This window comes from Streptococcus sp. oral taxon 061, from assembly GCF_964211575.1.
Classification (GTDB): Bacteria; Bacillota; Bacilli; order Lactobacillales; family Streptococcaceae; genus Streptococcus.
On sequence record NZ_CAXOQQ010000008.1, the window covers coordinates 1 to 23,862 of the forward strand.

Here is a 23,862-nt window from a genome sequence, read left to right on the forward strand (position 1 = left end):
GGTTCTTCTGGCTGTTCTGGTGTTGGCGTATCATCTGTGCCATAATTTTCTTCCTTATCAAGGATCGTTTGCAAAGCTGCTACTGTCTTCAGAACTTCTTGTGCATTGGCTTCACTTGCTGAAAGTTGCTCAGATAATTTATCCAAGTTTGACTTGAAGGCTTGACGTGCCTCTGGAGTATTCTTCAAGCTTGTCTGGTCAAACTTAACCAACTCATCCTTCCAGTTCTTCATGGCTTGGATTAACTCTGCTTTGGTATAAAGAGCACTACCTTCACCATGAGTGATGAACTGGTCAACTTGGATACCAATATTTCTCGTAGTATCATTACGTTTTGGATCCAATTGCAAGGTTACAGCATGCCAACCTTCTTCGAGTCCAGTCAAACGAACAAGAGTCTGACCACCTTGACGAGTAGTAGCTGTACCACTGAAGTACTTCTTACCGTTGTACTCAGAAGCATTACCTAGGCCATCTTGATACTCGACTTTTCTACCGTCTAGCGTTACTCTGTAGATACCATGTCCTGGATCTACATATCCTTTGATTTCAAGACCTGTTCCGTAGAAGTAGGCTGTTACGCTGGCATTTTTCTTCTGCTCTTCTGTCAAACGTCCAAATGACGCCCATGATTCTGTATTTTGGTATTTATCAGCTGAGTTCGTTTCATGGTTCCAACCTGGACTATAGTCAAGCTGAGTTGCCTGATCGTCATAGCTTGTCTGGTCTTTTAGGAGCAATTCTGCCTTCATCACTCGAATAGTAGCTTCTGAAGCAAAACCAAGAAGGGCATTGTCAGAAACGCTGGTCATTTTCACCTTGAAGTCAAAGATTGAATCAGCTTGCTCTGTAAAGTCGATAGTTGGAATCGTGATTGTTTTCTCAGTTTCACCGTCTTGGAAGGTCAAGTCAGCAGTTGTGTCCTTGTACACTTTACCATGAACCCCTGTTCCTGGTTCTGTTACGACATGGACTGTTGCTGTTCCTTTGCTACCACCAACACGCTTAATGGTTACAGTAACCGGTTGACCTTTTTGGACTTCATAAGTTGTTTCTTTCATCTCAAACATACCTTTACCGGCATTGTTGAGCGTGTAGATACCTTCAGTTGCAATAGGTTTACCAGTCTTGTTAACGAGTTTGATGGTATGTTCACCTGGAGCTAAGTCATCTGTTTCATAAACCATCTGGCTACGTTTACGAGCTGCATTATTGGTTTGCACGTCTGCAACCTTTTGACCATCCACGTAAACGGACATTTCACCGTGGTTTGGATCCACTGTAGATACGACATAAGCCTTAGTTCCGTTGAAGCGGTATGTTACACTAGCATCTTTTTGGTTAGTCCACATAGATGTTCCGCGGACGCCTTCAGATTCATCATACCAAGTTGTATTCTCTTTATCAGCAGTTGTATTTGAATGGTAATCTAGTCCTAGAGGGTAACCATCTGTCTTCTCGATACTGCTTGGTGTCTTATAAACAGAGAAGTTTGTCAAGATTGGAGTCGCTTGTGCACCAGTAATGGTTACACGAATCTTTTGTGCCTCTACTGGTTGACCTTGGATAAGACGACGATAACCAACAGTCGACCCTTCACCGTATGGAACCCAACGACCATTGAGTTCAACTTCAACCTTGAAGCCAGAGATACGTTGACCCTTAGCGATATCTTCTTTGAGTTCGACTACGTCAAAACGTCTCTTTTGTCCAAGATCGACAGTAAATTCACCTGTCTTAGCATCATTTGCTAGTGCCCAGCTCGTATCATCCTTACCATCTGTCAAATGACTTGCTTGATACAAGTGATTCTTACGAGTAGAGCTTGCAGTTACAGTTGCACCCTTAGCGAAGTCAGTCGCATACATTTGATCCAAGGTTGCTCGGAATTCTTGCAAGCGAGCCACGTCTGCATCTGCGAATTTACCTTCTTTATTAGGTGGAATATTGAGGAGAAGTGGCGTTCCACGACCAACAGACTTGAAGTAGATATCCATCAAATCTTTGATTGATTTTGGCTGTTGATTGTCATGGTAGAACCAACCTGAACGGATAGAAACGTCTGCTTCACCAACTGAGTACATATCTCCTTCTGGATCTCCATGGTTGAGATATTCATTCTTCACATCATCAGTGATTTTAGCTTTCTTGACCTTATGCCAAACTGGATCTCCTGCGATACCACGTTCATTACCGATCCAACGGACACTTGTCGGTTGAGCAGAGAAGATAGCGATATCTCCTTCAGCTTCCTTGATGTACTTGAACCACTCATCAAAGGTATACGTTACTTTTTGAGCTCCGCTACCACGCGCACCGTCCATCCAAACTTCGATGAATTTACCTTTGTTTCCGTATTTAGGATTACCAAGGATTTCCTTGAGTTGGTTGAGGTAGTATTCGTTGTACTCTTTCTCAGTTGCAACATGATATTTAGGATGGTTGGCATCCCATGGTGATAAGTAAACACCCATATTCATGTCATACTTAGTCGCTGATTTAGAGATCTCTTCGAGAAGGTCTCCCTTACCATCTTTCCATGGACTTGCAGCCACCGTATGGTCTGTATATTTAGATGGATAAATTACAAATCCGTCATGGTGTTTTACAACCATGATTGTTCGTTTGAATCCAGCATCCTTCAAAGTCTTAATCCACTGATCTGTATCAAGGTTTGTTGGATTGAAGTACTGAGGATTTTCTCTACCGTTCCCCCACTCAGAGTTGGTATAAGTATTCATACCATAGTGGATGAAGGCAGCCAATTCTTCCTTGTGGTAGTCCAATTGAGCCTTGCTTGGAAGTGGACCGTAAGCAGCAATTTCTGTTTCTTCATCTTTTGGATCAACCACTGGAGTTACAGGAGTTACAGGAGTTGCTGGTTTTGGATCTTCAATCTTTTCGTATTCAAAAATAACTTCATTCACCCCTTTATGCTTGATAGTTGCTTCTTGACTTGCATTTACTGCACGATAACCTGCAATTTCTTTGGCTTGGAAATTATGAACAAAGGAAACATCGTATTCTTTACCTTCGTTATTATCCACATCTGCAGTTGTCAACTCTTTATCAGAGTCTTTTAAGCGATAATGAATGTCAAAGGAACCTTTGTTAACTTTATAGACTACTTTAATGACACGAGTTCCCGCAGGAGCCTTGCTCACAACACTATAATCATCTTCCCAAGCGTCTTTCAATTGTTTATTGACTGGAGAATCTCCAATTGAAACAATCTCATATTTTTCTTTATTCTTCTTGAAAAAGTCAGTCTTTTCAATCTCTGTTTTATAGTTATAGTTGAATTGAGCACCAACTTCTGCCTTATCTACAAAGGTATCGTTTTCTTTGACTGGGTTATCATTTTGGTCCACATGCTCGATAACTACACGGCCATAGTCAACGCCTTCAAGGAGAGTTGCTACACCACTTTCATCGAATGAATATTTGTTTTCACCGATAACTGCTGTCTTATTTCTTAACATTTCTCCCTCTGGAGTGAAATAATAACGGCTACCGTTATCGCCTTGATACCAGCCTTTAACACCGTATTTATCAATGATGCCTTTAGCCCATGCTAATTGTTCTGGAGACAAGACTAGACCTCCACCGAAGCGGTCTTTTTCAGCAATGTTCGCATTATCAACAGTACCACGTTGGTGGATCCCAATGACCTTACCATCACCGTTGATAATTCCACCACCAGAAAGACCTGATACAGAAGTCAAACGATAGGTAACACCTACTGTTCCCTTATCATCATACTTTTCAGTATCTCTAACGACACCGTCTGCCTTATACAATTGACCTGGCACAATTGGTTCCTTCAATTCTGGAGAAGTTGAATCTGTAGGATAGCCAATTGTGCTCACAGGTTCTCCAGCTTTGTATTCCCGATGCTCTGCTAACGGAGTAAAGGTTGCTGCCTTATTTGGACTTGCAATCTGTACTGGAACTGGAGCCACAACCAAGGCTAGGTCATTTTTGTACCCTTCACCAAACTTTTCTTTATTCCAGAAATGAATATCCTTTTCTTGGAACAAAACAGTTTTTCCTGAAGTTGGCAATGATCTTTCTTTTGGAGTATTAGAACCAACATTGTAGTAGAACTTAGCAGAATCACCACCACGGATAGATCCCGCATTGGTATCTGCATTCTTGACTAAGAAGTTGTGTGCTACTGTCAAGATAATATTTGGCGCAACAAAGATACCAGAGCCTGAATTGAGATAATCCTGTTTCCCACCATTTGCAAGTGGAGAGCTAAAAATACTATAAACCATAGTCGCAGATGTAGCTGGTTGACCTTCATAGTCAATATGCTTGAGATCCTGACCACCATTGATAATGGCTCTATTTTCTTTTTCACCTTCAGTTGTACTTGCTTCTTCAGCTTTTAAAATACTTTTAGTTTCAACTTTTGGGCTATCTTTTTCTGATACAATGGCTGAAGTATCCAGTTTTTTCACTGGTGTATCAGGATAAGCACGGTCAGGAATTTCTGCTGGAAGTAAATCTCCAGCCTCTTCAGTAGTTTTAGTTTCTTCTGTTACTTTTTCTGAAGCAGGAGCTGCTTGTTTAGCAACTTCTTCTTTAACAGGACTCACTACTTCTTTAGTTTTCTTAACTGCTTCCGCTTTTTCTTTATCGACATCGATTACTTCTTTTGCTTGACCTTCTACTTCCAGTTTTGGCTCTAACACAACTTCGTTAGCGGCAACATTTCCAGATGCAAAAAAAGCCAGTCCAACTGCCACAGAGGCTACACCAACCGTTAGTTTACGAATACTGAATATACGACTTCTTTCAAAAAAATACTGTTTCATCAAATTCTCCTAATGAACAAAAGCAGTCAGCTACTGCAAGAGCCCAGTTTCTGCTGGTGACAATTTTATTTCTCCGTACCTACTATAAAACTCTTCTTCCTCCCACTCTTATCTTCTGTTAAATTCATATTTAGAAATCGCTTACATTTTTCTGAATAAAAAAATGACTTGATTTTACAAATGCTTTTTCGAGATTTCTCAGTATAATAAATATACTATATTATTCCAAGAAATGCAAGGGCTTCCAAAGTTTTATTAAAGTTTTACCTATCTTTTTTCCTGCCAAAAAAACCTAAATTGGCAAAGCCAATTTAGGACTGTTTGGTTCTAAAATGATAATATGCACCGAGCATACCAGCAGTATTCTGATGGTGAGCAAATTCAAGTCGAGTCTTGTCTGCCAAGCTTGGAACAAGCGAATCTTTCAAAGCCTTACGGATTTTTGGTTTCAAAATTGCTTCTTGCCCCATGATACCACCACCAAGGATGACAACTTCTGGATTGGCAACATAACAAATATTTGCGAGACCCTTGCCAAGGTAATCCACCATACGGTCAATCCCCTCCATACAGAGTTTATTGCCTTCGGTAGCTTCTTTGAAAATTCTGCGACCGTTCCACTGTTCCACTTCATCTCCATGTGCATCTGCTACATACTTAACAAGAGCTGTCGTAGACGCTAAATCCTGGAAGGCTCCATCCTGCATGTGCAGATAACCAACTTCACAGGCAGAATTACTAAAGCCATGAAAAACTCGGCCATCAATGATTAAGCAACCACCGATACCTGTTCCAATTGTCAAACAAAGGGTAATACTTGCACCCTTTCCTGATCCAGAGACAGCTTCAGCAAGCCCTGCACAGTTAACATCATTTTCAATTTCACAAGGAATGTTAAAGCTTTCTTCAATTTCCTTTTTAAATTGGGTTCCAGCATAATTTGGAATCTGTGGACCAGCGTAGAAAATCTCACCCTTATCAGGATCAACCATTCCCGCTGAGGAAATGGCTACACCTGACACTGGTCCTTTTTCTAGATAGCTAGCTACGATATCTTTTGTTTTCTGTAAGATGTGTGGACCACCCTTGTGCGCCTCAGTCGCTACTTCGTTAGACTCTACAAGTTGTCCATCTTGGTCAATTAAACCGTATTTGATATTAGTTCCACCAATATCAATTGCAACGTAATTAGTCATAAAGCCTCCTGTTGATTAGAGGAAACGCTCCTTAGTTTCACGAATCAATTGAGCAGCTGCTTCTACAACTGGACGATCTTCTTCGGTCACTGGTGTAAGTGGAGAACGAACTGATCCGATATTAAGTCCTTCATTGATTTTCAAGACTTCTTTAATCACACAGTACATATTACCATGAGCTGCAGTCAATTTACCGATGATTGCGTTGATAGCGTATTGCAATTCACGTGCTGTTTCTAGGTCTTTATCCGCAATCAATTGGTTGAGTTTCAAGAAGAGTTCTGGCATAGCACCATAAGTGCCACCGATACCAGCTTTTGCTCCCATGAGACGTCCACCTAAGAACTGCTCATCTGGACCATTAAAGACGATATGATCTTCGCCGCCAAGGCTAACGAATGTTTGGATATCTTGAACTGGCATTGAAGAGTTTTTAACACCGATAACACGTGGGTTCTTCAACATTTCTGTGTAAAGACTTGGAGTCAAAGCAACACCAGCCAATTGAGGAATGTTGTAGATGACATAGTCTGTATTTGGTGCAGCAGCACTGATGTCATTCCAGTATTTTGCAACTGAGTATTCAGGTAAGCGGAAGTAAATTGGTGGGATTGTTGCAATAGCATCCACTCCCAAGCTTTCTGCATGACGAGCAAGTTCGATACTATCTTTAGTATTGTTGCAAGCCACGTGAGCAATGATAGTCAACTTGCCTTTAGCAACTGCCATGACTTCTTCCAAGATCAATTTGCGGTCTTCTACGCTTTGGTAGATACATTCACCTGAAGAACCATTGACATAAAGCCCTTGAACACCTTTATCAATAAAGTATTGTACCAAGGCACGAGTACGTTCTGGGCTAACTTCACCCGCATCATCATAACATGCGTAGAAGGCAGGAATGACACCTTCATATTTTTTTAAATCTGACATAGATTTCTCCTAAGATTTCTTTTTTCTGCTTTGAGCAGATGATTTTTTACTATTTTAGTATACACCTTGTGAAAAGCGCTTTCAATACATCCAAGTCACTTAGATTTTAATTTCTATTCATCTTCCATAGCTTTTCATGTTTGAAAGTAGTTTCATATCGTTTTCAATCTGCTTGATATTTAGCAAACAATTTTTCCATTAATCCAGCTTGGCAAAAGGCAAGAAGACCAAAGCCAAAGAGTAGAAATGCTGAACCACCAAGCACTAGAGTAAAGCCTGATAGATAGAGAAGCATAATGATTAACAAAATAATCGCAAGCATCAAGAAGAACCACACGAAGTTAAAACTTACCAAAAGTAAGCCCTTTTGGAGCACTTCTTTCCAAGTTAATTCATAGCGTGCAGCAATTGGATAGCTAGCCAACATAACTAGTGTTAAAAATATCAGAATTCCCAAACAAATAGCTTTAATGAGTTGAAAGGCAACTCCAGTTTGACTCCAAAATAGTGATAAGTCAACCACACTGATCAAAAAGATTCCTAATTCCAGCAAACCTAACTGAAAACCTAATTTCAAATTTTGCTTAAAGGCTCTAATATAAATTTTGAAAACAGGAATACGACGGCTGCGCTTCACTTCAAAGATTGTCTGATAGAGACTGATTTTAGCTACCCCAATAGTCACAATAGGCAAACAAGACACAACAAAGAGTAGGTTAACCGTCACGATATCTAACACTTTCTCGCAAAAACGCATAAGAAAGTTATCCGTATCGAATGCCGCTTTTATCAATCCAGATCCTTTATGTGCCATTGTTTGCTCCTCCTAACTGACTAATCGATTAAAATTTTAAATAAATATTTGCGAACTTTATCTTCCATACCTGCATAACCGTTAGGCTGATGAGGCTCCCCTGGGAAGAAGACTGCAAAATTGTGATAACCCAACAAAAGTGGGTATTGTTCGTGACAGTGAACAAAGCCGATGTCACTAGCTTCATCAAATGCTACTGCCTCGTCCTTAACACGAGAACCGTAACTTGAGTATTCATGCCCTTCAACCAACAAATGCAAGTCTGCATAGTTTTTATGGTATTCAAAGCGATCATTTTCTTCTTTATTAAGAACATTTTCTTGTACAACTAGGAAAACTTTATCCCCATCAATCTCGTATTTACCTAATTCAAAACTATCCTTACGATGCTCATAGAGATAATTGATAGCCTTGTCCAGATTTGGGTGAATTCCTTTGTAAAAGCTAATGTTTTTTAAATCATCAAAAATCATAGTAATTTCCTTTACCTGATTAATACCTTCAGACATAAGATGTCTAGCCAGTAAGTTTATAAGTGTCTAACAAAACTTCGTGAAGCAAGCAACTCCTCTCCATTTTGTAGACACTTATATATCCTGTATTCTCTTAGTCTATCAACTATACTTCTGTATACTGATAAACAGATTGTACGATATTCAATATTCGCAGAGTATTATCCTTTGACAGCTCCCATAGTAATACCTTGAGTGAAGGATTTTTGGAAGACAAGGAAGACTGTTACGATTGGCACAGCTGCAAGAGCAGCCCCTGCCATAATTAAACCATAGTTGGTTGCCATCTCGGCCTGCATAGTCGCAACCCCGAGTGAGATGGTCAAGTTTTGACGTGAAGTCAACATTACCAATTGCATGAAGTAGTCATTCCATGTATTGATGAAGGTAAAGATTGCAAGAGCTGCAAATCCTGGTTTCACAATAGGGAAGGCTACGCTCCAGAAGGTACGAATCTCACCACATCCATCGATTTTAGCAGATTCGAGCAATTCTGTAGGAATGTTTTCACTAAATTGTTTCATGAGGAAGACCCCAAATGGCCATCCGATCAAAGGCAAGATAACTGCCCAAAGAGTGTCATGGATTCCCATGAAGTTGACGATACGTACCAATGGCACAAGGACAACTTGTTTTGGAAGAGCCATGGCAGCGATAAAGATAGCGAAGAGAATGCGTTGTCCATAGAAACGTTTCTTAGCCAATACATATCCTGCTAGGGATGAAGTTGCACAAACCAAGAACATAGTTACCAATGAAATGAAGACTGAGTTCCACATCCATTGTAAGGCTGGGTTTTGCACCATCAATTGTTGGAAGTTCTCCATTGTTGGAGCTTTAGGGAACCATTGTGGTGGAATCATAATGGTATCTGGTTGTGATTTGAATGCACCTGTCAAAATCCAGTAGAATGGAAAGATAAACAGTACAGTCAATAAAAGCAAGAAGATGGTTGAAATAACAGTGAAGGCTGTTAAAGGTTTCTTTTGTGTAGATTGCATAGCTGTCTCCTTTCTATTAATATTCTACGTCGTTTCCAAGTACTTTAAATTGAACAAAGCTGACGATAGCGATCATAACTGCCAAGAATACACCAATAGTATTGGCATAGCCATACTCAGTCAATTGGAAGGCTTTCTCGTATAGGTAGTACATAAGTGTACTTGTTGAGTAGTTCGGACCACCGGAAGTCAAAAGCTGAATCAAAGCGAAACACTGGAATGAGTTGATTGTTGTAATGATTGCGATATAAAGAGTTGTTGGAAGGAGGCTTGGCCATTTAATCTTCCAGAAAACTTGTAACTCAGTAGCTCCGTCGACACGCGCCGCTTCAACAAGAGAGTTGTCAATATTACCCATTGCAGCGATGTAGAGGATGATTGGTTGACCAACTGATGTTGTCAAAAGAATAATCATAATCGCCATCAAAGCCCAGTTTTTGTCACCCAACCAAGAAATGTTTTGGCTAATGATATGGCTTGACTTAAGTACGAAATTCAAAATACCTGATAGAGGATCATAAATCCATTTCCATACAACCGTTACGGCAACACTACCAGTTACAACAGGAAGGAAGAATACGAAACGATAGAAGGATCTAGCAACTGCATTTTGTTGGTAAGTTTGTGATGCCACAAATAGTGAGAAGAGTACAACGACTGGTACAGATCCGATAACTAAGATTACGGTATTAATCAAAGATTTTGTAAAGACAGGGTCTTTAAACATGCGGATGTAGTTGTCAAGTCCCACAAACTCAAAGCTAGTCATCGAGTAGTTAAAGAAACTAGTGATGAATCCCATGATCATTGGAGCTAGGACAAAGACGGTAAAGAAGATTAATACTGGTGCTAAGAATGCGTAGGAAATAACTGTTTCCCGCATACGAATTTTATTGACTTTCACAGTCGGCACCTCACTTTCAAATAGTTTTTGTTTTTTTAATTGTTGTCTGACACTGATGTAAAATCAAAATGAAATTTTTTTCACGAAAAGCCTATGTAAGAACTTCATTTTAATTTTGACCTGTCAGTTTCTTACATTTTTTAAACAAAACTCCCCCTTTTCGTACACAAATGTGCACAGGGAAAAGGGGGGATTTTACTTTTTATTTAGGGCTTATTGTTTAGCTGCTTTTTTGATTGTTTCATTCGCTTTTTCAGTGAATGTCTTCAAAGCTGCAGCAGGTTCTTGGTCACCATTAGATACTGCTTGCAACATTGGGAACCATAGAGTTCTCATTTCAGCAAATCCGTCGATTGTGTTGTAGTATGGAGAGTAGTATTGAGTCCAACCACTGATTGTTTCCATACGTTTGTCGTCGTAAAGTTTACCAAATGAAGTACGAACTGGGAATGCTCCTGTACGAACTACGTCTTTAGGACCCCACTCTTTATCATCAGCGATGAATTGGATGAATTTCTTAGCTGCAGCAACTTTCTTTTCATCCTTGTTGTTAAATACTGCAAATCCGTTTACAAGGTACTCAAGAGCTGGTTTGCCTGAATCAGATGGGAATGGAACTTCTACCACTTCAACTTTACTTGCTTCCAACAATTTAGCTTGGATACCGTTTTGAGCTGGTGCCCAAAGGATTGTGTATGATGTTTGACCGTTTGCAAAGTTTTGGATATCTGCTCCACCGTCAAATTGTGAACCGTTGTTCAACAAACCATCTTTAATCCAGCTAGTTGCTTTTTCAAGACCTTTGACGAACTTAGGATCATCAGTTGTGTATTTAGTAACTTCTTTGTCTGTTACAGAAGCACCGTAAAGGTTAGAGATGAAGGCACGTGTTCCTTGGTCTCCCCCTTGACCAGAACTGAACAATGAACCTGGAGTGTATCCTTTATCTTTAAGTGCTTTCAAGACTTTTTCAAAATCATCTGTTGTCCAACCTTCTTTAACAAGGTTAGCTACACCAGCATCTTCCAACATTTTCTTGTTCATAGCCATGTAGAATGGTGCAGAACTGATTGGATACATGTAAGCTTTATCACCAGCTTTACTTGCTTGAATGATGTTTTCGTTGTTAACATCTTTAACAAATTCATCTGTAAAGAGGTCATTCAACTCAGCCAATTTACCATTTTTACCGTAATTGATGATACGACCTGGTGCATCGAAAAGTACATCTGGAGCAGTTCCAGCTTCAATAGCTGTCGTGATTTTTTCTGGACCAGATTTGAAGTCGATTGTTTCTAGTTTAACTTTGATATCTGGGTTTGCTTTTTCGAAAGCTTCGATGATAGATTTTTCATAAGTTCCTACACCATCACCAGATTTTTCTTGAGTGAAGACTGGGAAAGCCCACCAAGTGATTTCAGTTTTCCCTGCATCACTTGCAGCGTCTTTTTTAGCGTCTGATTTGCCACAAGCAGCAAGAGATAGAACAGCAGCACCCGCAAGTACTGTACAAGCTAGTTTTCTAAATTTCATTAGTATTCTCCTAAATGATGATATGCGTATCCAAAACGGATAATGAGTATTGACAACTTTGTATACGTTTACATTTTATTTTACGAATCAACCACTCTCCTCGTGTTTTAATTGTCTTATTTGAGACCTGCAACAAATCGTTCCGTGATCTCTTTTGGTCTAGTAATAGCTCCACCAACTACGATGCCTCGCACTCCGTAACCTAGGATTTGCTTAGCCTGTTCTGGTGTGTGAATCTTACCTTCTGCGATGACGTCTACTCCTGCATCACACAGTTTCTTAATCAATTCAAAGTCTGGGCCATCCACTTTCGGGCTATAAGATGTGTAACCTGACAAGGTTGTTCCAACAAAGTCAATTCCCGCTTCAACCGCTGTTAGTCCTTCTTCAAAGGTACTTGTGTCAGCCATCAAGAGTTGATTTGGATATTTTTCTTTGATTTGACGGATGAATTCTTGAATCTCTAGGCCATCATGGCGTTCTCTCTTGGTACAATCTAGAGCGATTACCTCAATATCTAGAGCTGCTAGTTCATCTACTTCTTTCATGGTAGCAGTGATGAATGGTTCCTGTGGTGGATAATCACGTTTGATAATTCCGATAATCGGAAGATTTGTAACCTCTTTGATTTCCTTAATATCCCGAACACTATTTGCTCGGATACCGACTGCTCCACCTTGCTCAGCCGCTTTGACTAGCAAGGGAATTACACCTCCCGCTTCTGTATAAAGCGGTTCGTGAGGAAGTGCCTGACAAGAAACGATGATTCCATCTTTAATCTGCTCAATCAAAGCTTCTTTACTGATCTGTAGCATCCACTTTCCTCCTTTTCTTTTTTTCTTATGAGTCTATTATATATCATTTTTGAAGCGCTTTCAACAACTTGTACTAGAATAGATTGAAGTTTCAAAACAATTTTATGAAACAGAATCTCCTGAAAGTAGTTTCAGGGAGAAATACCCAAGTTTGAATCGCATTCCATCCACTTATTCCTACTAGAATCTTCGCTTTCTGCAAATAAAAAGCCTGTAACGAATGAACGTTACAGACCCTTCTAATATAAGTCTAAACCTTTTTTATAGAGACTTTTTAGATTCAATGTTGCCATTAATCTTCTTTTTTCTTAGCTATTCCAAACAAGCCGAGGAGCATTCCAACCATTCCTACAGATACTAGAGGAGTTGAAACCTCACTTCCTGTTGCAGGGAGGGTTGGTTGTTGTGGTTGAGCTGCTGGAGCTTGATATGTCTTGTCTTGTTGTGCTACTAAAGTGACAAGCGGTTTTTCTTCAACCTTATATTCCGGAAGTTCGTTTTTGGCTGCCTCGACTGCATTTACTCCGCCTGTGAATTCTGGAAGTTCATGCTTAAGGGCTTGAACTGCATTTGCTCCACCTGTGAATTCTGGAAGCTCATTCTTGAGCGCTTCAACTGCGTTTACTCCGCCTGTGAATTCTGGAAGCTCATGAACTGCAGCTTCGACTGCATTGACACCACCTTCGAATTCTGGAAACTCATTCTTGAGCGCTTCAACTGCGTTTACTCCGCCTGTGAATTCTGGAAGCTCATGAACTGCAGCTTCGACTCCATTGACACCACCTTCGAATTCTGGGACTTCCACCGTTGGCGCTGCTTCGTCACCGACTGTTGCACTAGGTTCAGTGTACTCAGGGAGCTCTGTTACAACCGCTTCGTCGTCATTGACACCTCCTTCGAATTCTGGGACTTTTACTGTTGGTGCTGCTTCATCACCTGCTGTTCCAATAGCTTCAGTGTACTCAGGAAGTTCTGTTACAGCTGCTTCGTCACCGTTGACACCTCCTTCGAATTCTGGGATTTCTACTGTTGGTGCGGCTTCATCACCTGCAGTTCCAATAGCTTCAGTGTACTCAGGAAGTTCTGTTACAGCTGCTTCGTCGCTATTGACACCACCTGTAAATTCTGGGACTTCGTGGATTGCCGGTTCCCCTTTTGAGGTCTCCACTGGATTATATTCTGGAACTTCATGTACTGCCACTTCGTCACCATTGACGCCTCCAGTGAACTCTGGAACTTCATGAATGGCAGGTTCTTTACCATTAATTCCACCAGGGATTCCTGCATCTTCAAGGCTAACTGGCAAATTATGCATGCTCTCAATCGCACCATCAACTATCTCTGTAACTTCTTGGCCAATATCTTCTTTTTTGACAACAAATAGCAGTGTTTTTGTATCGTACTGAGTTAAGAAGGTTGCTAGGTTTCCATTCGCTAATTTAAGAACAGGAGCTTGGTTTACCAAGACTTCTGAATCAAATTCTAGTGCAACAATATTGTTACCCATATCTACTGCACTTTTTACTTTTGCTTTAGTTGGTGCAACCATATCTTTACTCAAGAAATCCCAGTTGAATTTCTTATAAGACAAAGTATATTCATTTTGATTGGCATCTGCATGTTCATAAAGTAAGCCAAATTCACCATTCCCAAGATCTTGCAATGAGTTATAGGCAAATTTACCACTTTGAATTGGATTATGTTTAAGCCAAGTTAATTCTCCGTTAGCTTCCACACGTGCCAAGTGTACCAAACCATTGTAGCGTCCTGGTCCACCTGCGTTACTGAGGATGATATATTCCTTACCGTCTTGTACTGTATGAATGGCTGACATTTGAACATAGACATCTTTGACATCTGAATAGCGCTTCACGTCTTTTTCCCAAGTCGCTCCGCCATCTTTACTTGTTGCAACCTGCAGATCTCCTGTCAATCCACGCATGAAGAGTTTGAGGTCTCCGTTGTTCAACTGAACAACAGTTGATTCAGTATTTTGAGCACCTGGATTATTCATAGTTGAAGAGTGAATTGTTTGGTTACCTACTGGACGGTTATCATTGACTGCTTCACCTGCTTGCCAAGTTTCACCATGGTCATCAGAGTAAATGACGCGTGAAGACTGAGAACCACTCAAGTAAGATACGTTATTTGTAGTATAGACTGGGATAACTAGGCGACCTTTGTGTGGTCCTGAATGCAAGGCAATACCTGTACCAGGCCCTGTTCCTAAGAAGTGCATCCAGTCCTTACGAATACCGTATGTAATATCTTTTGGTGCAGACCAAGTTTTTCCATCGTCATCACTGTAAGACATCCAGAGATAGTTGGTATTTGAAACTCTAAAAATATTCTTGTCACTGTATTCGAAATAGACATTACCAATCAGTTCTTCACCCTTGTATAGATTACCCTTATCGCTATAAGCTGGTTGTTTAGGATCAACTACAACACGGTATTCTGTTTTTCTATTTTCAGGGTCAAAAACTTCACCATTTTCACGGATAGTATAACGTCCCGCATCACCTTGTTTGTACAAGACTTGATAAACCTTGTCTCCAATTTGCTCATAGGCTTGTGGAGCTTTCCCAGGAAGAGAGAACACTGCTTTCCCTTCAAGGAACATATCATAAATTGAGAAAATTCTCTTGGTTTTCGGATCTTGGACTAAAGCCATGTCAATATTAACTGGAGATGGCCATTCTGGATTTTTAGCTTTTTCATTGTCACGAGGATTAGAGATGGTAATTCTATCTCCCCATGTCTTCCCATTGTCATCACTACGACGAACAACCATACCAATATCACCCCAGTCAGAGTGATGCAAGCGTCTTTCATCCGTTCCAGCAATCAAGGTTCCTTTATCAGTTTTAAGAAGGGCTGGAATACGGTAACTTGCAATACCATCTTTATTTGGTTTGCGGTTTACACCGCCTTCAAATACATCTAGCTTTTCAGTAACTTTTGCACCTTCAGGAAGTTTTTTCTCCAAGTCGCCTCTTTCAAAAAATTGACTACGTTTTTTCACTTCTTCTGGAGAAAGAGTACGATCATAAATCGTTAAATTACGGACCTTAAGATTAGTGCCCCAATGGTTTTTGCCTTTACGTTTCAATGTACCAATTTGCATACGATTGACATCTGGCATGTCTTGGATGAAACGACCAGACTGAGGACTTGTTCGAGACAAGACACCATTTACATAGACGCGAACTTGACCATTTGGTTGGTCTGCATTTGGTCTTTCAACTGTAAAGGTTACAGAGTTCCACTGACCCGGCTTAATCTTCAAAGGAGCAGTTTTATAATCACCATAGAAATGTTTCCCATTGGCATCACGACCTTCAACGATAGCTGTGTTGTTAAGGATTGCCATGGTGAAGTATTCATCTACTTTGGTATCGCTTGAAACTGAGAAAAGACTGTATAAATTTGGTGCAGATGCATCTGGTTTGAACTCCATATGAATAGTCGCATTCTGAAGTTTTTTAACCTTGTCCAGCTCGTCTTTCATGTCAACTATTTGACCATTTGAAGGATTGGTTTCAACATCCTCTTTTTCAACGACAACATTGGCATTTTCTAATTCTCTTGCGTAGAAGTCACGCGGGACGCTACCGACTTCCTCATTCTCAGTTTCAGCTGCTGGAGTTTCAGTTTCTGTTGGTTTTTCAGTTTCTGTTGGTTTTTCAGTTTCTGTTGGTTTTTCAGAACCTGGGTTTGCTTTCAACTCTTCACGATTTACTTCAGTTCCTTTATCTGTCGCTGCTGCCAACTTATCCGCAAGTTCCTTATCTATGTTAGCTAGATTTCCTGATTCTACTTCTTTTGGCAATTCTGGCAAAGCTTGTCCAGCTGTTTCACCACTGGTTGCTGGAGCTTCTTGAGCTAAAACTGGTGAAGCACCAAAAACAACTGCTCCAATGACTACTGATGCAGCTCCTACTGTAAATTTTCGAATTCCATAGCGTTCTTTCCGTTCAAAATCTCTCTGTGTCATATATTTCCTTCCATTTTTCACAAAAATAAAGCGCTTTCTTTTTTGCTTAAAAATTTTAGCCCTTAGGGCTTTGAGCAAGAAAGAAACTGTATTGTTGATGGGTTTCTCCCATTCTTTTCATCTGAATTTCTGTTGCGTTTTTCTACTTTATATCCTAAAGCAAGCAACAATTTTACTCCTTTCGACTTGATGTTATACCTATTATATAATAAATATTCTAAATAATAGCCTTAGTAATCTATAATAGAATTTACTTTCAGATATATTTCTATGATTCAAACTTTTTGAAACTACTTTCTTTAATCTTCCAAAAATAAAGTCCTGATTTTGACAGGACTCTTTTTACATATTTCTAACGACCAAGATAGGTAAAGGGAATCTCACTACCACACAACCAGTTGTAAACCTGGTCATTGACATGGACATTCATAGCCTCGTGGGCATATTCTGGCATGAGACGATAGCTCTTTTCACAAGTCAAACGATTGTAAATGGCAAACTGGGTGATTGGATAGCAGACATCGTCATCAAGCCCCGTAATCATTCTCACCTCACCTTTGATGCGATGAGCAAGGTTTTTCACATCGATATAACCAAGCGTCTCCATAATTTGTTCTTCTGTTTCATGGAATGGATCATGAAACTTAAAATAACGGAAGAGTTCATCATAAGCTTCACTGGTATTCCCAATTTCTAATACTCGTCTAAAGTCTGACAAGAATGGATAGATAGCCACTGTTCGCTTGATACGTGGATTGAGCCCTGCAGCCACTAAAGCCAGCGCTCCTCCTTGCGAAGCTCCATAACTAGCCAACTGCTCTTCATCTACTTGCGGGAAGCTAGCGACAATTTCAACCAATTGATAAATATCTAGATAGACATCTTTATAGAAGAGCTGCTCTTTTCCTTCTACTGCACCACGGATGATTTGGCCCTTTACTGTATTTCCGAGAGGCGAACGTAAACCATCTTGTGAGTAACCAGATTGCCCACGAACATCCATCGATACAACCCCATAACCAGCGACGGTAAAGGCTAGCATATCTGTCCAATCCCAGCAACGTCCCATATAACCATGGAAGTGGAAAATGACAGGCGCTTTCTCTTCTGATTTTGGTAAGACTACACGCGCATAAACAAGGCCATCACGTGTACCTTTAAAGGTTAACTCATAGCACTTCACATTTGGAATATGAAAGTCACGTTCCTCTAGTTGGTAGTCTGGCAAGACCGCAACCTTGTCAATCTCACCATCCCAAAAAGCATCAAAATCCTGAGGAACTTCATCTCTTCCTTTATATGTTTTCATTTCTTCTACTAATGCTGGATTTCTCATAGAATTCTCCTTTATTTTGTAACCGTTATCATAACTGTAGCACATATGGAGAAGCAATGCAAGAAAGAAAGGGAAACGGAAAGTGGATTTACTGTCCGACCCCTGCAAGAATCCCTCTGAAAGTAGTTTTAAAAAAAATAAAAAAGAGCGATTTCGCTCTTTTCTTAGTATTTAGGAGAAGGTTGAGTTTCCTTTTGAAATGTCTTTGGGTAGTTTACTTTAATGGTCATGAAAGAGTCCTCGTTTCTTTTTGATGACTCAAGTATAGATAACAATCCTAAAAGCAAACTTAACATTATCTTAGAAAAAGCTTAATCCAGATATTCTTTCTTTTCCAGATGCAAGGCAATCATGTGCCACTCTGGGTTCTCTTGCCAGTTAGGGAGAGAACTGATATAGCTGGCTACCTTTCTAGCTTCCTCAAGGATTGGGAAGTCTTCGATGATATCAGCTACATGAAACTCTGGTAGACCTGACTGTTTGGTCCCAAAAATCTCACCCGAACCGCGCATTTTCAAATCTTCTTCTGCAAGGACAAAACCATTGGTCGTTTCCGTCATGATGCGCATGCGGTCTTTGCCAGAGTCAGTTTTTGGATTGGCCACTAGAACTGCATAGGACTGCTTATCTCCACGACCGACACGACCTCTGAGCTGATGAAGCTGGCTGAGTCCGAAACGGTCAGCATCCATGATAATCATGACAGTCGCATTGGGAACATTGACCCCGACCTCGATAACCGTCGTAGAAACCAAGATATCTGTCTTTCTATCTTTGAAATCCTGCATAATCTGGTCTTTTTCATCACTCTTCATCTTTCCGTGTAAGAGAGCAACTTTTGCTTTTCCTGCAAAATGAGCCGACAATTCTTCCAATAATGCAATGGCATTTTTAAGGTCCAAGGCTTCAGATTCTTCAATCAAGGGCGAAATGACATAGGCTTGAGAACCTTTCTGAATTTCTCCCTCCAACCAAGTCAAAACCTGGGGCAGTTGCTCATGTTTAATCCAGCGTGTCACGATTGGTTTGCGCCCTGCTGGCATCTGATCAATAATAGAAACATCCATATCCCCAAAGGCAGTGATAGCTAAGGTCCGAGGTATGGGAGTTGCCGTCATCATGAGGACATCTGGATTTTCACCTTTTTCCCGTAAAATTCGCCTTTGCCCAACACCAAAGCGGTGTTGCTCATCGATGATAATCAAGCCGAGTCGGGCATAGTCCACGCCGTCTTGTATAAGAGCATGGGTACCGATAATCACATCGGCTTCCCCCTTGGCAATGGTTTCCAAGACCTTGCGTTTTTCTGCAGCTTTCAGTGACCCTGTCAGGAGAGCTAATCTCAAATCAGGAAAGAGACTCTCTAGACTTTCAAAATGCTGCTCTGCAAGAATCTCTGTTGGAACCATAAGGGCAGCCTGATACCCTGCCGTTACAGCTGCATACATAGCAAGACCTGCAACCACTGTCTTCCCACTTCCTACATCCCCTTGTAAGAGTCGATTCATGTGATGGTCCGACTTCATATCTGTTAGAATTTCTTGCAGGCTTTTTTCTTGGGCTTGGGTCAAGGCAAAAGGCAATTTCTCTTTCACTGCAGTTAGTTTTTCCTGAGACCAATTTAGGACCAGACCACTTCCATGAACCTTATTTTCAGACTTGAGGGTCTGTAATTGCATTTGGAAATAAAAGAGTTCCTCAAATTTGATTCGACGGAGAGCCTGTTTGTATTCTGCCAAATCTTTAGGGAAGTGCATGCCACGAACAGCCTGACTACGGGGCATGAGTTTGTATTTGTCTAGCAGGGACTGGGGGATGTTTTCTTCTATCAAGAGGTCCAGCCCCTGATCAAAGGCGGTCTTGATGACCTTAACAAGTCCTGCTTGACTGACGCCTTGCGCTAGGCGATAGACAGGCTGGAGGTCATCCTCGACTTGGGCTAAAACCTTCATTCCTGTGAGGCCTGCCTTGGCACGATCCCACTTGCCAAAGACAGCCAAGGTTGCTCCTAGTTCAATCTTGTCAGCTAGGTAGGGTTGATTGAAGAAATTAACTGCAAAAACAACCTCCCCCTGCTTGAGGCTAAAACGTAGGCGATTCCGCTTAAAACCATAATATTGAACACTGGCTGGTGTCACCACCTGACCAGATAAAACAGCCTTTTCACCGTCTTCTAGCTCTAGCACCTGCTTGGTCTTAAAATCTTCATAACGGAAAGGGAAGTAGAGCAAGAGATCTTGCAAGTTTTCAATTCCTAGTTTGGCATATTTCTCTGCTGATTTAGGTCCCACTCCTGGTAAGACATGCAAGGGTTGATGTAAATTCATGCTCTTCTCCTTTCCTTCTATTTCTTAATAATATTCTCTTGGAATTCGATCACTGAGGAGACAAACCACCTCATAATTGATAGTTCCTCGGTAAACTGCTACGTCTGTTGCAGTAATTTCTTTATCACCGTCTGAACCAATCAAGATAACTTTTGTTCCCAATGAATAAAGCTTAGGCAAACGAACCGTGATTTGGTCCATGGATACACGCCCTACGATGGGGCACAATTGTCCATCAACCAGAACTAAGAAATTCTGCATATCTCGTGTCCAACCATCCGCATAACCGATTGGCAAAGTAGCAATGACTTGCTCACTGTCTGCCTGATAAGTCGCTCCGTAGCCCATACAAGCCCCAGCTGGAACTGTTTTGACATGAACGATGGCTGTTTCCAAAGACAGGGCTGGTTTTAGTTCATAAGGCAATTCTAAAACTTGTCCACTTGGATTGAGACCATACATAGAATCCCCCATGCGAACAGCATTAAAAATCGTTTCCGCATGCCATAAAGTCGTTGCGGAGTTACTCGCATGGACTAGTTCAGGGACTTCTTGCAAGCCTGCGATTATTCCCTTGAAACATTCCAACTGTTGTTTAAAGTAGGTATCTGACTCTTCATCTGCAGTAGCAAAGTGGGTAAAGATTCCCTCAACATTGGCTCCATGTTCCTTGAGCAAAGTTTGAGCCTGTGCTGCCTCGCTTGCATCTCTAAAACCAATTCGTCCCATTCCTGAGTCAATTTTAAGGTGAACGGTTAAACCAGCTAAGTCTGACTCAGTAGCAAGGAGATTCTCAATCCATTCCAATCCTGCCACCGTCAAGCTAATATCAAAGTCCTTAGCCAATGAAAGAGATTCAACCTCAGATACTCCCAAAATGAGTATTTTCTTAGTGATACCTGCCTGACGAAGCTCGATGGCCTCATCAATATTTGACACACAAAAGCCATCTACATCATCCTGGATAGCCGTTGCAACAGCTATCGCTCCATGTCCATAGGCATTGGCTTTCACAACTGCCCATTTGAGGGTATCTTTAGGAATGTGTTCTCCCATCTGTTGGATATTGTAGCGGATTGCTTCTAGATTAATAAGGGCCTTGGTTGGTCTATGTGGACTAGTTTTCATGATTTTCCTCCAAAATAACACTAGCTGTCACAAACTGTTCTGTATGGCTAATCGATAACCAAACATTGCCTGAAAATGGAGATTTGCTGAAGTAGGGAGCCCCCTTCTCATTGTTCAAGACTTCCAAATCCTGAAAGCCTAGCTTCCCAATTCCCGTTCCCATAGCCTTTGAGAAAGCCTCTTTAGCTGACCAACGACCAGCCAAATACTCGACCTGTCTGCGACCTTTGAGACTGGCAAAGCGCTCCATTTCCTTGTCTGTCAAGACACGCTGCGCAAAACCTTCTCTTTTTTCAACTGCATTTTGTATAGAAGCTAATTCTTCAATATCGATTCCGTGTCCAACTATCATTTTCATCAAAAGGAGTTGAGGTTCCCCCCAACTCCATCCTTTTCACTTATTTTGTTAAGGTAGAATAGATTTCTTCTACTAGAGCTACTGTGTTTTCCCAGCCCAAACATGGGTCTGTAATGGAACGTCCAAAGATTTCTGGCTGGTTTTGACGACCATCTGCTAAGTAGGATTCAATCATGAAGCCTCGAGCTACCTTTTTAATCTTCTCATTCCAGTCACGGTTAAGAAGAGTTTGGCGAACAATTCGAACTTGCTCCATATACTGTTTCCCTGAATTATCATGGTTGGTATCAATCATGATAAAGGGATTTTCGAGCCCCATTGACTCGTAACGTCCAATAGCATCTAGAAGAGTTTCGTAGTAGAAGTTAGGTTCATTTTTCCCGTATTCATTCAAAGCACCGCGAAGGATGACGTGAGCCAAGGGATTTCCTGAGGTTTCAACCTCTTGGCCATGAAAGAGAAAGGTTTGTTTGTTTTGTGCTGCATAAACGGCATTAAACATCACAGATAGATTCCCAGAGGTTGGGTTTTTCATCCCTACTGGTGCATCAATCCCTGAAGCTACAAAACGGTGTTCCTGATCTTCTACTGAACGCGCACCCACGGCATGGTAACTCACCAAGTCATCAACTAAGACGAGATTAGCCGGATACAGCATTTCATCTGCTGTAGTCAATCCTGTTTCTGTAATCACTCGATAATGAAGCTGACGAACAGCCTGCAAACCATTAATCAAACTTGGGGCTTTAGAAGTATCTGGCTGATGAACCAAACCCTTGTAGCCATCTCCATTGGTACGTGGCTTTGCAGTATATACACGCATAACCATGAAAATCTTATCCGCCACTTTTTTCTGCAAGTCTGCTAAACGACGGGCATACTCAAGCACTGCTTCCTCATTATCAGACGAACAAGGCCCAATGACCAAAAGGATACGATCATCCTTACCTGAAAGGATATCTGCTAATTCTTGATCACGATTTTCCTTATGTTGCAAGGCTTCTGCAGATAGCCGTGTTTCCGCCTTAATCGCTTCAATATCGATTTCTTGACCTTTCTCGATAAATGCCATATTATTCTCCTAGTCTTTGGTAGATTTCGCGAACAAGAGCTTCCGTATTTTCCCATCCTAGACATGGATCCGTGATAGATTTGCCAAATACCTCTGGTTCATTTTGACGACCATCTTCTAGATATGACTCAATCATGAAACCACGAACATATTTTTTAATCTTTTCATTCCAATCACGGTTAATTAAAGTCTGGCGAACGATACGAATCTGCTCCATATACTGTTTACCTGAGTTATCATGGTTGGTATCAATAATGATGAATGGATTCTCAAGTCCCATCTTTTCATACTGAGCAATAGTATCCATCAAATTATCGTAGTAGTAGTTAGGAATGTTCTTCCCGTACTCGTTAAGAGCTCCACGGAGAATAGCATGCGATAGAGGATTTCCAGTAGTTTCGACTTCTTTCCCTAGGAAAAGGAAACTTTGTTTGTTTTGAGCTGCATAAATACCATTAAACATCACATTTAGATTTCCTGAAGTTGGATTTTTAAATCCTGTCGAGAAATCAGCTCCACTGGCTACAAAACGGTGCTGTTGATCCTCTACCGAACGCGCACCAACTGCCATATAAGAAATCAAGTCATCTACCAAAGGAAGATTTTCTGGGTACAGCATTTCATCTGCTGTTGTCATACCTGTTTCTGTTATCACACGATAATGGAGTTGACGAACTGCCTTAATACCATTAATAAGACTTGGAGCTTCCTTAGCATTTGGCTGATGGATTAATCCCTTATAGCCGTCGCCATTAGTACGGGGCTTAGCTGTATAGACACGCATCACCATAAAGACACGATCTTTGACTTCTTCTTGTAAAGCTGATAAGCGTTTAGCGTACTCAATCACGGCATCTTCATTATCTGATGAACATGGTCCAATTACCAACAAAACACGTTGATCTTCTCCACGAATAATAGCCTCTAACTCTTGATCTCGTTGCATTTTTTTAGCCAGTGCTTGACCTTCTAGTTTAGATACACTACGAACTTCTTCTATGTTTATTTTAGGACTTCTAGCTGTAAATACCATCATTCATCTCCTTATAAAGCAAACGGACGCCAAGCGAAAATTCACTTTTCACTAGGCATCCGCCTGAAAATTAGTCAATA

At 40.9% G+C, this 23,862-nt stretch carries 16 protein-coding genes; all 16 read right to left on the reverse strand.

Annotated elements, in window-relative coordinates:
* The coding region (locus AB8E63_RS06820) for an alpha-L-fucosidase (protein WP_368910495.1) at positions 1–4,823 on the reverse strand (4,823 nt) is incomplete at its 3' end.
* A gap of 311 nt (positions 4,824–5,134) precedes the next feature.
* Entirely contained in the window at positions 5,135–6,019 is an 885-nt protein-coding gene (locus tag AB8E63_RS06825) for an ROK family protein (protein WP_368910496.1), read from the reverse strand.
* A 15-nt stretch (positions 6,020–6,034) separates the two neighbouring features.
* A complete protein-coding gene (locus AB8E63_RS06830; RefSeq protein WP_178894574.1) occupies positions 6,035–6,952 on the reverse strand; it encodes a dihydrodipicolinate synthase family protein in 918 nt (305 codons plus the stop codon).
* A gap of 163 nt (positions 6,953–7,115) precedes the next feature.
* Positions 7,116–7,766 carry a YesL family protein gene (locus tag AB8E63_RS06835; RefSeq protein ID WP_004250816.1) on the reverse strand — a complete coding sequence of 217 codons (651 nt, stop codon included), beginning with the start codon at positions 7,764–7,766 and terminating at the stop codon, positions 7,116–7,118.
* A 20-nt stretch (positions 7,767–7,786) separates the two neighbouring features.
* On the reverse strand, positions 7,787–8,239 hold the full coding sequence (locus AB8E63_RS06840; protein ID WP_368910601.1) for a YhcH/YjgK/YiaL family protein: 453 nt from the start codon (positions 8,237–8,239) through the stop codon (positions 7,787–7,789).
* A gap of 200 nt (positions 8,240–8,439) precedes the next feature.
* Positions 8,440–9,279, reverse strand: coding sequence for a carbohydrate ABC transporter permease (locus tag AB8E63_RS06845; RefSeq protein WP_006153157.1), 840 nt, complete (start codon positions 9,277–9,279; stop codon positions 8,440–8,442).
* A gap of 16 nt (positions 9,280–9,295) precedes the next feature.
* On the reverse strand, positions 9,296–10,162 hold the full coding sequence (locus AB8E63_RS06850) for a carbohydrate ABC transporter permease (protein ID WP_368910603.1): 867 nt from the start codon (positions 10,160–10,162) through the stop codon (positions 9,296–9,298).
* Positions 10,163–10,396: 234 nt separating this feature from the next.
* A complete protein-coding gene (locus AB8E63_RS06855; RefSeq protein ID WP_368910497.1) occupies positions 10,397–11,716 on the reverse strand; it encodes an ABC transporter substrate-binding protein in 1,320 nt (439 codons plus the stop codon).
* Positions 11,717–11,832: 116 nt separating this feature from the next.
* Complete coding sequence (locus AB8E63_RS06860) at positions 11,833–12,531, reverse strand: N-acetylmannosamine-6-phosphate 2-epimerase (RefSeq protein WP_368910498.1); 699 nt, start codon at positions 12,529–12,531, stop codon at positions 11,833–11,835.
* Between the two features lie 292 nt (positions 12,532–12,823).
* On the reverse strand, positions 12,824–16,528 hold the full coding sequence (locus AB8E63_RS06865) for an SIALI-17 repeat-containing surface protein (protein ID WP_368910500.1): 3,705 nt from the start codon (positions 16,526–16,528) through the stop codon (positions 12,824–12,826).
* 352 nt (positions 16,529–16,880) lie between these two features.
* Complete coding sequence (locus tag AB8E63_RS06870; RefSeq protein ID WP_368910502.1) at positions 16,881–17,864, reverse strand: acetylxylan esterase; 984 nt, start codon at positions 17,862–17,864, stop codon at positions 16,881–16,883.
* A gap of 311 nt (positions 17,865–18,175) precedes the next feature.
* Positions 18,176–20,191 (reverse strand): ATP-dependent DNA helicase RecG, encoded by a 2,016-nt coding sequence (gene recG, locus AB8E63_RS06875; RefSeq protein WP_368910504.1) that lies wholly within the window; start codon positions 20,189–20,191, stop codon positions 18,176–18,178.
* 24 nt (positions 20,192–20,215) lie between these two features.
* On the reverse strand, positions 20,216–21,319 hold the full coding sequence (alr, locus tag AB8E63_RS06880; RefSeq protein WP_368910506.1) for an alanine racemase: 1,104 nt from the start codon (positions 21,317–21,319) through the stop codon (positions 20,216–20,218).
* Positions 21,309–21,671 (reverse strand): holo-ACP synthase, encoded by a 363-nt coding sequence (gene acpS, locus AB8E63_RS06885; RefSeq protein ID WP_247913247.1) that lies wholly within the window; start codon positions 21,669–21,671, stop codon positions 21,309–21,311. The genes alr and acpS overlap by 11 nt, the downstream gene beginning before the upstream one ends.
* Positions 21,672–21,717: 46 nt before the next feature.
* Positions 21,718–22,749 (reverse strand): 3-deoxy-7-phosphoheptulonate synthase, encoded by a 1,032-nt coding sequence (locus tag AB8E63_RS06890; protein ID WP_368910508.1) that lies wholly within the window; start codon positions 22,747–22,749, stop codon positions 21,718–21,720.
* A gap of 1 nt (position 22,750) precedes the next feature.
* A complete protein-coding gene (locus AB8E63_RS06895) occupies positions 22,751–23,782 on the reverse strand; it encodes a 3-deoxy-7-phosphoheptulonate synthase (protein ID WP_368910605.1) in 1,032 nt (343 codons plus the stop codon).
* Positions 23,783–23,862: the final 80 nt, after the last annotated feature.